Below are 13,905 nucleotides of genomic sequence, written 5' to 3' on the forward strand. Positions count from 1 at the left end.
GGACATAGGAGTTGGTCCCATTATGAAGAAGAACGTGCTCATCATCGGCGCCGGCGGCGTCGCGCAGGTGGTCGCCCACAAGTGTGCGCAGAACAACGACGTGCTCGGCGACATCCATATCGCCTCGCGCACCAAGGCGAAGTGCGACGCCATCATCGCGTCCGTGCACGAGAAGAAGGCGATGAAGCAGGAAGGCGTTCTCGAAGCCCATGCGCTCGACGCCCTCAATATCGAGGCCACCAAGGCCCTGATCAAGAAGCTTGGCACTCAGATCGTCATCAATGTCGGCACCGCCTTCCTCAACATGTCGGTGCTGCGCGCCTGCATGGACACCGGCGTCGCCTATATCGACACCGCGATCCATGAAGAGCCGAACAAGATCTGCGAAACCCCGCCGTGGTACGGAAACTACGAGTGGAAGCGCGCCGCCGAATGCGAGGAAAAGGGCATCACCGCCATCCTCGGCGCCGGCTTCGATCCGGGCGTGGTCAACGCCTATGCGCGTCTCGCCAAGGACGAATATCTCGACAAGGTGACCGATGTCGACATCGTCGACATCAATGCCGGCAGCCATGGCAAGTACTTCGCCACCAACTTCGATCCGGAAATCAACTTCCGCGAGTTCACCGGCGTCGTCTATTCCTGGCAGGGCGGCGAATGGAAGGTCAACAAGATGTTCGAGATCGGCAAGGACTACGACCTGCCGGTCGTCGGCACCCGCCGCGCCTATCTCTGCGGCCATGACGAAGTGCACTCATTGGCCAAGAACATGGACGGCGCCGACGTGCGCTTCTGGATGGGCTTTGGCGATCACTACATCAACGTCTTCACCGTCCTGAAGTCGATCGGCCTCCTCTCCGAACAGCCGGTCAAGCTCGCCGACGGTTCCGAAGTCGTGCCGCTCAAGGTCGTCAAGGCCTGCCTGCCGGATCCTGCCTCGCTTGCCCCGAACTACGAAGGCAAGACCTGCATCGGCGACTACGTGAAGGGCTTCAAGGACGGCAAGGAAAAGACCGTCTTCCTCTACAACGTCGCCGACCACAAGGAAGCCTATAACGAAGTGGGCAGCCAGGGCATCTCCTACACCGCCGGCGTCCCCCCGGTCGCAGCCGCCATGCTGGTCGCAACCGGCGAATGGGACGTGAAGAAGATGGCCAACGTCGAAGAACTGCCGCCCAAGCCCTTCATCAAACTCCTGAACAAGATCGGCCTGCCGACCCGCATCCAGGACGAGGACGGCGATCGCGCTGTGGAGTTCTGAGAGCGCGGACTAAGCGCTTGAGGATTGAGAGAATGCGGACCCCGCCGGAGCGATCTGGCGGGGTTTTTCATTGGTGCAAAAACCTCGACGATCGTCATCACCACACCTGTTCGACGACTGCTCAGTCTCGATCGCTGGCTAGCGGCTGGAAGCGAATTGAAATATTTACCTCACCCAATATGGAAATCAGCCACTTTTTGAGGACAATCACGCTCCACACCTAATGAGTATCGCTCTTGAGTCATTAGCCAAATTGCGAACCATCTGCTTGAAGAAAGTCGTTGTCGTTACCCCGCACCGGATTGGCTACGTATTCCCCGTTTAAAATCATAAGCGCTTGCTCAGTCGCGCCCAAAGCGTCTTTCAAAAGACCATCCTGATCTTTGCCGCGTCTGGAATTGAGATGACTGATCAGTAGTTTTGTTCGTCTTATGGCTTCCGTCCGGTCTGAGACAGAAAACGTAGGATTTGCCCTGTAACAGAACTCAGCCAAATACTTGCATACTCGTGCCGTATAATTAGCCTGATTTTCGGTTCTGAACTCGCTGATAAGCGTCGACGTAGCCTTCAGGAAAACCGCAAAGTAATCTCTAAGATCACGCGGATCACGCGCTCTACTCTCCAAATAGTATCGGGCAGTATGGTTGTCTAAATGACGATAATTGTATCTCGGAATTTGATCTGCACGACTGCGTGCATTGTCCAAATATGTCTTGGCAAAATCATAGTTTCCGATCGACATCATCGCAATGGCGTATTGTAACCAGAAATGCGGATTTCGAAGGTAGAACGAATTTGTCCTCAACCTCTCGTAGTATCTCTTCAACAAAACTGGCTTATCACTTGCACCCAACCATGGTTCGATAAATCCAAATCGCATGAATTGCAGCAGAATTGGCCATGACTCATCATCTGCATAGGTTTTACCCTTTTGCTGATCTGCGACGCGAATCAATACATCGACGATTTCGTGCCCCTTAAAAACTCTTTTGAGACAAAACTCCCCCACAACCGACGACCTAGCTTCAATTTTATCTCCATCATGTAGATCAAAAAAGTCTCTAAACAGCTCCGAGTATTTCTCAACTATTGGGTGCGTCGATATCGAAAGAAGGTCATCCGCCGTACTAACATCAGCCCGAGCTTCTGCGACGACCAACAAGAAATAAAGAACAAGAATGCTACGTGCGTCATTGTGCTCTAGCTTCGCGATTTGCTCACGAAAGACCCTACCAACATCATTTTCTTCGAAAAGCTTAAGAACGAGTGAGCGAATATCGTTCCCCCAAGTATCGATTAGTTCCGGAAGACGACCTTCTTTGCCTGAGTACTTTCCGAAAAAGCCTAGTTTCTGCAGGGCATCAGCTAATTGAGTTCGCTCTGGGCTCCTAAGCGTATCCACCGAATACCGTCGGTATTCAGGCCCCAACAAGGTTCTCATTTCACTGCCTCGGAGCTCGAAAGCTGAAGTTCTGGCCGTCGATACGACCACAACCGATTTACCAGCGTTTTCGGAGATCATCTGAAGTTGCTCAGTGTGACCAAACCCGTTCTCAACAATGATGCACGCTCTCCCCATCGCGGCTATCGTTGCGATCTCGGTAGCCATGCGTTCTGTTCTGCGGACAAATTCAAAAACCCTATACCCCTCCCCTCTGAGGCGAGCCGCGAACAATAAAGATGCAACCGTTTTTCCGTTACCAATCTTTCCTACGATAAGATGGCGCGCTGCTCCGCGTTTTACTTGCTCCAACATCACTTCAACGATCTCTCGATCACAAGCCAGCGCGCGTCGAGCGTTGCTCTCAAGAAACGCGACATCCTCCAAGCCAGCGCCTATAGTCAAAAACCTACGGGCGTCCTCAGCGTCGAACTCCCGTATTTCTGCTGGCGGAGTGATCTCTTTAAATGATGTAAAGTACACATCCTCCACTGGAGTAAGCCCGGGCATGACCTCAAGAATCGTTTCGGCTGCACGTTCAAATCCCGTGTGAATGACAGTACCGAAGGGCCTCAGCTTTGTATCTTTGATAAGATCCTGTGACGGAGAATCTATAAAGTAAGTCTTGCTCGATAATTCCGGATTCGCTCTGAGAAGCTTCGCTATATCAACATCGAACAACGAGTAACCGACAAATACAACGCATTTTGCTTGTGAAATGTCACGGTGGAAACGCTGCAACCATCCACTCTGCTGTATCCTTTCATCCCAGTAGGTTGAGGCAGTGAGCCGAATCTTGTCACGGAGATTACTGGCGTTGGTTGTAGCCACTGCCCCATTTAAATGAATTATACTGCTCGGCGGGATCTGCTTATTGGCGTCGTGATCTAGGTCCATTGTTACAGATTGGATCTGGAGAGACGCGAGGCACTTTTCAGCAGCGTCATCAAAATTGGTGGTGTAAATGCGCCACCATGGTAGACCTATGAAAGCAGCCATCTGCGGGCCGATCTCATTTACTGCGAAGTGCTCAACGAGCGTCTCATAAAGCGCTGGTTGGCCTTTCACAATTGCGAAGTGCTCCGACAGATCTTCAAGACTATAAGAAGAACCATCTGTCTCAAGCATTTTAGAAAGAATATCACGAAGTCCCGCTGCAGTTGGCAAACCCGTAGGCGAACCCTTACTTTTGCAACCTCTTGAAAAGCCTGAACCAAGAAAAAGTACTGCGCTTTTCGTTGTGATATCCGCGGCGATTTGAGTAAGTTGATTGTCGTACATTGCGCCCCTCGCTAGTCCCCTTAGTTCAAGCTAGTCGGAAAGCAGAGTCAACCCTTGATTGCTCTAAGCCGAATTGTCTGAGCGGAATCGCCAAAGCCCCAAGCGCTGTGAAGCCTGATATGTAAGCGTGCCGCCATTAGGGTGGGTCACGGGCTAAGAGTTTCTAAATCCTTGGCACTGTTTGCGGTGAACGCCCCCATATCCACCCAGCCCCCACCATGCTACGAGGCCGCCACACACCACCCACTTGACCCCGAGACCGCGATGCCCCCTGCCCTCCACACCGACCTCACCGCCACACTCCGCCCCCTCCTCACCGAACTCCACCAATCCCCCGATCTCTTCCAGACCTGGGATGCTCATCTGGAGCTCGTCGCGGCCGGCGGGCTCGTGGTGGTGAAGTCGAAGCGGGCGAAGGGGCTGGTCGACAGCCTGTTCTGGGGCCGCGCGCCGGGATCCTCCGAGAACAAGCAGCTGCCCGAGGCGACCGCCTTTGCCGCCATCGACCGTTTCCTCGGCCTCGGCGCCCATCTCGCGCTTTCGGATGCGCTCCCCGAAGGGGCGGTGCTGGACGAGGCCTTTCCCCATTGCGCGGTGAAGCTTGCCTATCGCAAGAAGGGCGCGCCGAAGGCGAAGGTCCTGTCGATGATCTTCATCGGCTTCAACGATGAGGCGGATGCGCTTGATTACGCCGAACGTTTCCCCGCCCTGCCGCTGGTGACGGCACGACCGCTGGCCGGCGAAAAACTCCACGAATGGCGCTGATTTCTGCCGCTCTTTCCAGACGCACGGGAACTTTTGGCCACCGCCGGGCTTTCTCCGCCACGACATCGAAGGAGGACCCGATCATGTCCGCTAAATTCCTGCGCACCGCGCTCGTTTCCACGCTTGCCCTTGCCACGCTTCCGCTGGCAGCCCTGTTTGCAGCCCCTGCCACAGCCCAGGATATCGAGCTGCGCATAGGTCCCGATGGCGTGCGCCCCGTGATCCGCGACCGGGATCGCGACCGCCGTTACCGCGACCGTGGCTGCAGCCCAGGTGAGGCCCGTGCGGCTGCCCTCGACGAGGGTCTTCGCCGTCCGCAGGTGGTGCGCGTGACCGAGCGCACGGTGACCGTCGAAGGCTATACCCGTCGTGGGCCGGAGCTCATCCGCTTCGCCAATCGCCGCGGCTGCCCGATCATCTGATCGATCCCCGCCATGCAGAAAAGCCGCCGGATCGCTCCGGCGGCTTTTTCATGTCTTGATAGAGCGAGCCAGATCAGCCGATGTCGGCGTGGCTCTCGATCACGCGACCGACCAGACCGTAGGAAACGGCATCTTCGGCCGACAGCCAGTAGTCGCGGTCGATGTCCTTGGCGATCTTCTCTTCCGTCTGGCCGGTGGCCTTGGCATAGATCTTGATCAGGCGCTGGTTCATCTTGATGATCTCGCGCGCCTGGATCTCGATATCGGAGGCCATGCCGCGCGTGCCGCCGGACGGCTGGTGCATCAGGAAGCGGGTGTTCGGCAGCGCCAGGCGGCGCTCCTTCGGAACCGCGACGAAAATCAGCGAGCCGGCAGAAGCCGCCCAGCCGGTCGCGATGATCCAGACCTTCGGCTTGATGAACTTGATCATGTCGTGGATCGCGTCACCGGCTTCGACATGGCCGCCCGGCGAGCAGACGAACACGCGAATGTCTTCATCCGATGCGGCCGCGAGCGCGACGAGCTGCGTGCAGACCTTCTGCGCCAGCTCCATGGTGATCCCGCCATAGATGAAGATCGAACGCGACTTGAAGAGGTTCGCTTCCGTTTCCTTGCCGATCGGCAGTTCCTTGCTCTTGTCGTCTTCGTCTTCGTTCATCACAGGGGACAGTCCTCGTTGGTTTGGCTTATCCGCACATAGTGCGTCTCATGGCTTAAGACAATGCGGGAAAAAGACAAGCACGGAAGCGATGAACAGGAGGTTGACGAAGAGAGTGCTACCAACATGCGGCGCCCCCTCTTTCCTCACGCGTTCTTAATCTAAGGTCTATAGTCTCTCGGGTCTGAGGAGCGACCATGACCCAGACCATCCGTCTTGCTGAACTCATCGAGGCCTTGAGCCACGCGCTCGACATGACCGAGGGCCAGCCCGCCGGCCATTGTGTCCGATGCTGCTTCATCGGCACGCGTATCGGCCAGGCACTCGGGCTCGACGAAGAAGCGCTGCGCGACCTCTATTACACGCTGCTCCTGAAGGATCTCGGCTGCTCGTCCAATGCCGCCCGCATCTGCGAGCTTTATCTGGCAGACGACCTGAAGTTCAAACACGACTTCAAGCTGGTCGACGGCTCCTTCCCTCAGATCCTCAAATTCGTGTTGTCGCACACCGGCATGGAGGCGGGCCTTGCCGAACGTTTTCGCGGCATCCTCCATATCTTCAAGAATGGCGGCGAAATCTCGACCAGCCTCATCCAGACCCGTTGCCAGCGTGGCGCTGAAATCGCCCGTCAGATGCGCTTTTCCGAAGAAGTCGCGCAGGGCATTCTGGATCTTGACGAACATGTCGATGGCGGCGGCAAGCCGCAAGGCTTGAAGGGCAAAGAAATTCACCTCTTCGCCCGCATTGCGCTGATGGCGCAGGTGATCGACGTCTTCTTTGTCCATGAAGGCGGCGAAGCGGCATTGGCGGAGGTACGCAAGCGGGCCGGCGGCTGGTTCGATCCGGATCTCGTCTCCCTCTTTGAAAAGCTTGCGGACCCGGTCTTCTTCGCCGAACTCGGCTCGGACAACCTCGAGGCCTATGTGCTCGCCATGGAGCCCGGTCGCCAGGCGGTCATGGCCGACGAAGACTATCTCGACGATATCGCCGCCGGTTTTGCCCGCGTCATCGATGCCAAAAGCCCCTACACGTCAGGTCACAGCGACCGCGTCGCGCTCTTCACCGACCTGATCGCCGAGGAGCTCGGCATGGCCCTGCCCGAACGTCGCCGGCTGAAACGGGCAGCTCTTCTGCATGACATCGGCAAGCTCGGCGTCTCCAACAACGTTCTCGACAAACCGGGCCGTCTGGAAGGGGCGGAGTGGGACCAGATGAAGCGCCACGCCGAATTCTCCGAGGCGATCCTGTCGCGCATCGCAGCCTTCTCCGACCTTGCGCTGATCGGCGGCTCTCATCACGAGAAGCTTGATGGATCCGGTTATCCGCGCGGCCTGAAAGGCGATCAGATCTCCTTCGAGACCCGCATCGTCGCCACGGCAGACGTCTTTGATGCCCTGACCGCCGACCGCCCCTACCGCGCCGCCATGAAGGTGGAGAAGGCGCTCGCGATCCTCTGGGAAGGCGCCGGCCGCCACCATGACGAGACCTGCATTGCCGCGCTCGAACGGGCGCTCGCCAGGGCAGAGCTCAAGGCAGCATAGAAGGCGCTTCGCGATTTAGCCAAATACCGTCAGGGGCTGATGCTTGTCGGTAAACGCGTGCTGGCACGGTAGGTGAAGACATCCACGCCGTTTTCCGAGATCGCAATTCCGGTGTCCGCCGCGGCAACCGTCGAGGATCGCTGCCATCTTGCCACGATCTCGAAGCCGCCATTGCGGGAGGGCTGCATATGCCCGTGCCACAGGGTTTCGCTCATGCAGTCAGCGACACCGTTGCGCCACCGCACCCGAAAGGAAACCGAATCTGCCACCAGACGACCGCTCAGTTCATACGGAATGCCACGACAGCCCTTCCCGGGCGCGTTATTGACGAAATGGCCCTGCACCGTCCCCTGCGGGCCGATGTCAAGCACCATCACCGATCCTTCACGACTGACCCAGCTCGATGTCCCGGCAATCGCCAGCCCAGGCACATTTCCCGCAGCAGGAGGCGCAGCGCCGAGCAGCACCGAAGACACGCTGAACGCCAACAGGAATGCTGCCACCTTCATGCCAACCCCCTTTGAATATTCGGATGATCTACTTCAACATGAGGTTGATTAAACCAATCTAAACGAGGGATAGGGATTTACACTTTTTTCGTGTGCTCAGCGCGCAATCCGCGTCGAAAGAATGATCGAGGACAAGGTGCGTTCGACGCCCGAAAGCTCACCGATCCGGTCGATCAGCCGATCAAGTTCCGAGATCGAAGGCGCGGCGACAATCGCAATCAGGTCGTAAGGACCGTTCACCGAATACAGTGCGGAAACCTCCCGGATGGCATTGAGTTCGCCGGTGACGGCGGATAGCGCCTTGGGGGCGATGGTGATCATGACATGCGCCCGGATCAGCCCGCTCTCATAGGCATCGGATAGCCGCACCTGGTAGCCGGCGATCACCCCTTGCGCCTCTAGCCGCTCGAGCCGCGCCTGAACCGTGGTGCGCGACAGATCGAGCCGGCGGGCAAGTTCCGCGACCGGCATGCGTGCATTTTCCGAAAGCAGGGATAGCAGCTCCCGGTCCTTCTCAGTGACCTGCATTTCGACCATTTCCTTCGTCGTTTCGCCAATATGAATACCGCATTCTGCTCATATCGTCACTTGGAATCGACATAGGCCCCGGCCACACTGCTGTCACCACAGACAAGCAGCCCGCACAGCCGGGCCATAGGCATTCGAGGGGCACATCTATGAAAAACGTTACCATCATCGGCGCCGGCAAGATCGGCGGAGCGATCGCCCGCATGCTGGCCGAGACCGGCGACTACAAGGTCACCATCGCCGACCGCAGCGCTGAACAGCTGGCAAAACTCGACGCCCACCCGGCCGTCAACCCGGCAGAGGTCGACATCACCGACGCGGCATCGCTGGACGCCCTGCTTTCCGGCCAGTTCGCGGTCCTCTCCGCCGCTCCTTTTCACCTGACGGGTGCGATCGCGGAAAGTGCCGCCCGCACCACGACCCACTATCTCGACCTGACCGAAGATGTCGCGACCACGCGGCATGTGGAGGAACTTGCCCGCGGCGCTGCTTCAGCCTTCATTCCGCAATGCGGCCTGGCACCCGGTTTCATCTCGATTGTCGCGAACGATCTCACCAAGCATTTCGACACCTTGGATTCGGTGCGCATGCGCGTCGGGGCGCTTCCGCAATATCCGTCCAATGCGCTGAATTATAATCTGACCTGGTCCACCGACGGCCTGATCAACGAGTATATCGAGCCCTGCGAGGCGATCGTCGAGGGCAAGGTCACGGTGGTTCCGGCCATGGAAGAGCGGGAGGAGTTCTCTCTCGACGGCGTCACCTATGAAGCCTTCAACACCTCGGGCGGCCTTGGCACCCTGGCAAAGACGCTCGAAGGCCGGGTACGCACGATGAACTATCGCACCATCCGCTATCCCGGCCATCAGGCGATCATCAAGGCGCTCCTGAACGACTTCAACCTGAAGAACCGCCGCGACGTGCTGAAGGATCTCTTTGAAAACGCCCTGCCTGCCACCATGCAGGACGTGGTCGTGATCTTCGTCACCGTCTGCGGCTGGAAGGACGGGCGTTACCTGCAGGAGACCTATGCCAACAAGGTCTATGCCGGTGTCGTCGCGGGCAAGAAGATGAGCGCCATCCAGATCACCACCGCCGCCGGCATCTGCACGGTTCTCGATCTGCTCGCCGATGGCACGCTTCCGCAGGCCGGTTTCGTGCGCCAGGAAGAAATTGGACTCGATGCCTTTCTTGCCAATCGCTTCGGACGCGTTTACGAACCTGAAGTCATGAAAATCGCCAAGGCGAGCTAAGAGTTCTCCGGGGGGAGGAAGGACCAGAAGGTCCGGAGGGGCGGTTCGCCGATGGCAGGACCGCCCCAACCCCGCCTGACCGCAGAATGATCCGCATGATCCGGCAGCAGGACATGCGACCATCGGGATAGATGGTTTCTTTAATCCGATAAGTTAGAGTATGCTCATGTGAGAGCCGCCGCTTGCGGCCGGGAGGGGGGCTTTCGTGGCCCGGCTGGGACGATTGGGCAGGATATGATCGGCAAGGGCAGCGAAGAGCACGGGACTGCTCGGATGATCCGGATTTATCAGGCCGTATCGCTCACCGTTGCGGCTTTCGCGCTTCTCTGGACGGTGATCTTCCTCATCGACGGACATTGGCTGATCGCGGCAGTCGAGTTCTTTCCCGTCATCGCCGGCCTCGTCTGCTTTGCGCTCGTGACCAGCGGCCGGCTCGATCTCTTCCTGATTGTCGCGCAATCGAGCTTCCTGGTCTTCATCATCGGCTTCAGCCTGATGTTCGACGTGCCGCAGAATGGCGCTCCGCGGGTCACCCATCTCTTCCTGCCGGTTCTCGGCATGCTCGCCTACCTCAACTATCTGCGCCGCCCGTCCAGGCTGCAGCTTGCCCTGATCGCCTGCAGCCTGGTCACCTTCGTCGTGCTGCATGCCGCCGATCTGCGCCTGCCCTTTGCCCAGCCGGTGCCGCCTGAACTGCATGCCATCGGCGTCTGGCTCAATCCGACCATGGCGGCCCTTGTCTTTTGCGGCACCATCTACGCCCTGCAGCAGCGCCTGTCCGCCCCGCGCGGCATCGCCCGCGACCTCATGGCCGCCCTGCGCCAGGGGCAACTCACCCTCGTCTACCAGCCGCAGACCGACCGCGACGGCCACGTTCTCGGTGGCGAAGCCCTGCTGCGCTGGAACCATCCGACGCGCGGACCGGTCCCGCCGGCGACATTCATTCCGGCTGCCGAGGAAATGGGCCTGATGCCGATCGTCGGCACTTTCGTTCTGGAACAGGCGCTTTCGACGCTCACCCGCTGGAAGGATGATCCGCGCCTTTCGACACTCACCCTCTCGGTCAATGTCAGCGCCAGCCAGTTCAACGAAGCCGATTTCGAAACGACCCTGCGAGACCTGCTCCAGCGCCACGAGATCGATCCGACCCGACTACGCCTCGAGCTCACGGAAAGCGTGCTGATTGCAGGCCTCGAACCCGTTGCTGAAAAGATGACCGCGCTGAAGGCGCTCGGCCTCACCTTCTCGCTCGACGACTTCGGCACCGGCTTTTCCTCGCTGGCCTATCTGCGCCGCCTGCCGGTGAGCGAACTCAAGATCGACCGCAGCTTCGTCGCGGCCGGTGCCGAGAATGAGCGGGACGCAGCCCTGGTGCGCTCGATCCGCGCGATTGCCGTCGATCTCGGGCTGGAAACCGTGGCCGAAGGTGTCGAGACGCAGGCCCAGCTCGCCTTTCTCGAAACCATCGGCTGCCGCATTTTCCAGGGCTATCTCTTCGGCCGGCCCATGCCCCTGGAGGAGTTCGAGCAGGCGGTCCTGGCACCGAAACCGAGGCCCGTGGCCTCGCCGGAACGGCCCTCTCCCCGCCTCGCTGCCGGCTGAGCGGCCATGAACCGGGGCCCCGTCAGCCGACCCGGCCGAGCAGTTTCAGCATGAACCGCGCCAGCCCGCCATAGGGCGGATAAAGCAGCCGCACCCCCGAAATTGCCGATTGTTTCAGGACAGGTTTCTCCTTGCTGAGCGCCAGGAACCCCGCTTCGCCGTGATAGGCGCCGTAGCCGGAGGCACCCACGCCGCCGAAGGGCAGATCGTCCTGGGCGAGATGCAGGATCGTGTCATTGACGGTCACGCCGCCGGCGATCGTGCCGGAAAGCACGCGCTCCTGCGCCGCCTTGTCTTCGCCGAACCAGTAGAGCGCCAGCGGCCGGTCACGATGGTTGATATAGGCAATCGCCTCGTCCAGCGTGTCATAAGGCACGATCGGCAGGATCGGCCCAAAAATCTCTTCCGACATCGCGGCGGTCTCATCCGGCGCTCCGATCACCGCCACCGGCGAAAACACGCGGGCCTCGCCATCATGCGGACCGGCAAGCTCGACCACCTCGGCGCCCTTCTCGCGGGCTTCCTGGACGAGCCGAATGAGCCGCTGATAATGCCTTGGGCTGATGATCGAGGTGTAATCGGCGTTCGCGGGCAGGCCGGGATATTGCCTGTTAACCTCCGCCTTCACGGCGGCGAGGAAATCGGCAATCCGCTCGCGCGGCACCAGCGCATAATCGGGCGCCACACAGGTCTGGCCGGAATTCAACAGCTTGCCCCAGACGAGGCGCGGCACGGCCTTGTCGAACTGAACGGAAGGATCGAGGATGGCCGGCGACTTGCCGCCGAGCTCGAGGGTGACAGGCGTCAGGTTCTTCGCCGCCGCTTCTGCCACCTTGCGACCAACGGCGGTCGAGCCGGTAAAGATCAGGTGGTCGAAGGGGGCGGATGTAAAGGCTGTCGCCACCTCAGGCCCGCCGGTCACGACCGCCACTTCGTCTTCGGCGAAGGTCTCGGCGACGGCTTTGGCCAGGACCTCGGAAAAGGCCGGCGTCAGTTCCGACGGCTTCAGCATCGCCCGGTTCCCGGCGGCAAGCGCCCCGGTCAGCGGCGAGAGCATCAGATTGAGGGGATAGTTCCAGGGGGCGACGATCCCGACCACACCGAGTGGCTGGCGCAGGATGACCGCCGAAGCGGGCTTGCCCGTCCAGGCGAGCGACACGCTTCGCGGCCGCATCCAGCGTTTCAGATGTTTGCGCGCATGGCGGATCGCGGCGCGTACCGGCACGATGTCGGTGAGCGTCGTGACGACGGCCGGCCGATTGCCGAAATCCTGCGAAATCGCGGCGGCAAACCGCGCCTGCCAGGCCTCGATCATCCGGTCGAGCCGCGCCAGGCGATCGTCACGGGTGGCGTGGTCAGGCGTGACGTCCTTCGCCCAGGCCGCCTTCTGCGCCGCGAGCAGGGACGCGATACGCGCGGCGGGATCCGCGATCTCTGCTTTCGGCGATACCTGTCCGTCCATGGCGGTTTCCTCTCGTTTTTCTTCTCTCTCAAGATGGGCAGTTTACGCCCATTTGTTCAAGGGCGAACAAATGATTTTTGGTGGGGTCCCTCATGCTGAGGTGCCCGCGTGAAGCGCGGGCCTCGAAGCATCCCTCTTTCTTGTTGTACCTGTGGCCTCGCCCTTCGAGGCCCGACTGTGTCGGGCACCTCAGGGTGAGGGGAAGACATTTACCCCTGCTTCGCCACCGGTCGGGATCAACTCCCTCCGGATAGGTTCACGCTTGTCTCGGACGAGGCGCCAGAAGCAACCTGTCTAAGTGTTTATGTGGCTCCTTCCGGCGCCTCGTTCGGCGTCTATTCCCGCTGCATGCGTCTCTTTGGCAAGGCGGCGACGGTCTTCGGGACCTTCGTCCCAAAGATTGACCGGGCGTAGGGTCCGGCTTTGACAGTGTCCCCCCGAAGAAGTGTCTGCCAGAGCCTGGCCGGTGGCCCGGGAGGTTCCCGCCGGATGGTGCACCATTCCGACCGGGACCCTCGCCCGGGGGATGATCGTCTGGTCCTTTGCGACCCGACTCGCATCCCCACCGTTTTATCCGCCCTGCCGTCTGGATCTTCGCGACGGCATGGGCCCCTTGTCTGTGTGCCTCTGAGGCACGTCCTTCCGATCAGGGTATCCAGGTTCTGGGCGCATCCGACCCCATCACCCTCGTCAAGCCCTTCGTCCGGAGGGAGACCGTTGCAGCGGGCCGGGACTTCAGGTCTGCGACAACCCTCCACCCCGGCGCCGGCCCCGCCTCGCCTGACATCGCATCGTCAGGTGTATCCGAGGGCGGGACAGCTCTGAGTCTAAAAGAGGAAAAATGGGCGGGGATGAAAAAACTTTGTTTTGTTGATTTTGTTGGGAGATTTTTGGAATTCATCCCCCTTTTTTTGGAAGATGGCGCAGAATTCGTGGCTTTACGGATCCCCCCTCATCCTGAGGTGTCCTCGCAAAGCGAGGGCCTCGAAGGATCCAGACCGGATGCCGTTGTGGCCTCGTCCTTCGAGGCCCGACGCAGTCGGGCACCTCAGGATGAGGGGCGAAAGTTGCGAGCGCGACGCCCAGCTCCCCCCTTGCGGGGGAGACTTCGGAGCGGTGGCCGAAGGCCAGAAATCGATCCCGTGAATCGATTTCAGCGAACGGAGGCCTGAGCGCGACGCC

At 59.6% G+C, this 13,905-nt stretch carries 11 protein-coding genes; 6 read left to right on the forward strand and 5 right to left on the reverse strand.

The features are described 5' to 3' along the window. The first annotated feature begins 22 nt into the window (after positions 1-22). Entirely contained in the window at positions 23-1,261 is a 1,239-nt protein-coding gene (locus H6M51_RS15940) for a saccharopine dehydrogenase family protein (RefSeq protein ID WP_185810803.1), read from the forward strand. Between the two features lie 244 nt (positions 1,262-1,505). Here H6M51_RS15940 and H6M51_RS15945 read toward each other — a convergent pair whose 3' ends face one another. Beyond that, positions 1,506-3,983 (reverse strand): SIR2 family protein, encoded by a 2,478-nt coding sequence (locus H6M51_RS15945; protein WP_185810804.1) that lies wholly within the window; start codon positions 3,981-3,983, stop codon positions 1,506-1,508. 264 nt (positions 3,984-4,247) lie between these two features. Here H6M51_RS15945 and H6M51_RS15950 point away from each other — a divergent pair, with 264 nt between their 5' ends. Together H6M51_RS15950 and H6M51_RS15955 are read left to right on the forward strand one after the other, a co-directional pair. Beyond that, a complete protein-coding gene (locus tag H6M51_RS15950) occupies positions 4,248-4,748 on the forward strand; it encodes a hypothetical protein (RefSeq protein ID WP_185810805.1) in 501 nt (166 codons plus the stop codon). Positions 4,749-4,831: 83 nt separating this feature from the next. After that, positions 4,832-5,170, forward strand: a complete 339-nt coding sequence (locus H6M51_RS15955) for a hypothetical protein (protein WP_185810806.1) — start codon at positions 4,832-4,834, stop codon at positions 5,168-5,170. Positions 5,171-5,243: 73 nt separating this feature from the next. On the opposite strand, the gene H6M51_RS15960 is transcribed toward H6M51_RS15955, so the two are convergent. Then, positions 5,244-5,828 carry an ATP-dependent Clp protease proteolytic subunit gene (locus tag H6M51_RS15960; protein WP_185810807.1) on the reverse strand — a complete coding sequence of 195 codons (585 nt, stop codon included), beginning with the start codon at positions 5,826-5,828 and terminating at the stop codon, positions 5,244-5,246. Between the two features lie 197 nt (positions 5,829-6,025). Between H6M51_RS15960 and H6M51_RS15965 the strand changes: the two genes are divergently transcribed. Beyond that, positions 6,026-7,369: an HD-GYP domain-containing protein gene (locus H6M51_RS15965; RefSeq protein WP_185810808.1), complete on the forward strand. Its 1,344-nt coding sequence runs from the start codon at positions 6,026-6,028 to the stop codon at positions 7,367-7,369. 29 nt (positions 7,370-7,398) lie between these two features. On the opposite strand, the gene H6M51_RS15970 is transcribed toward H6M51_RS15965, so the two are convergent. Both H6M51_RS15970 and H6M51_RS15975 read right to left on the reverse strand, forming a co-directional pair. Next, complete coding sequence (locus H6M51_RS15970; RefSeq protein ID WP_185810809.1) at positions 7,399-7,878, reverse strand: avidin/streptavidin family protein; 480 nt, start codon at positions 7,876-7,878, stop codon at positions 7,399-7,401. Between the two features lie 96 nt (positions 7,879-7,974). Further along, positions 7,975-8,406 (reverse strand): Lrp/AsnC family transcriptional regulator, encoded by a 432-nt coding sequence (locus H6M51_RS15975; RefSeq protein WP_185810810.1) that lies wholly within the window; start codon positions 8,404-8,406, stop codon positions 7,975-7,977. Positions 8,407-8,555: 149 nt separating this feature from the next. On the opposite strand from H6M51_RS15975, the gene H6M51_RS15980 reads away from it, so the two are divergent. Then, positions 8,556-9,659 (forward strand): saccharopine dehydrogenase family protein, encoded by a 1,104-nt coding sequence (locus tag H6M51_RS15980; protein WP_185810811.1) that lies wholly within the window; start codon positions 8,556-8,558, stop codon positions 9,657-9,659. Positions 9,660-9,932: 273 nt separating this feature from the next. Beyond that, positions 9,933-11,261, forward strand: coding sequence for a bifunctional diguanylate cyclase/phosphodiesterase (locus H6M51_RS15985; RefSeq protein ID WP_185810812.1), 1,329 nt, complete (start codon positions 9,933-9,935; stop codon positions 11,259-11,261). A gap of 22 nt (positions 11,262-11,283) precedes the next feature. On the opposite strand, the gene H6M51_RS15990 is transcribed toward H6M51_RS15985, so the two are convergent. Then, positions 11,284-12,723: a coniferyl aldehyde dehydrogenase gene (locus H6M51_RS15990; protein WP_185810813.1), complete on the reverse strand. Its 1,440-nt coding sequence runs from the start codon at positions 12,721-12,723 to the stop codon at positions 11,284-11,286. Positions 12,724-13,905: the final 1,182 nt, after the last annotated feature.

Source organism: Rhizobium sp. AQ_MP (genome assembly GCF_014237835.1).
In the GTDB taxonomy this organism is placed as follows: Bacteria; Pseudomonadota; Alphaproteobacteria; order Rhizobiales; family Rhizobiaceae; genus Allorhizobium.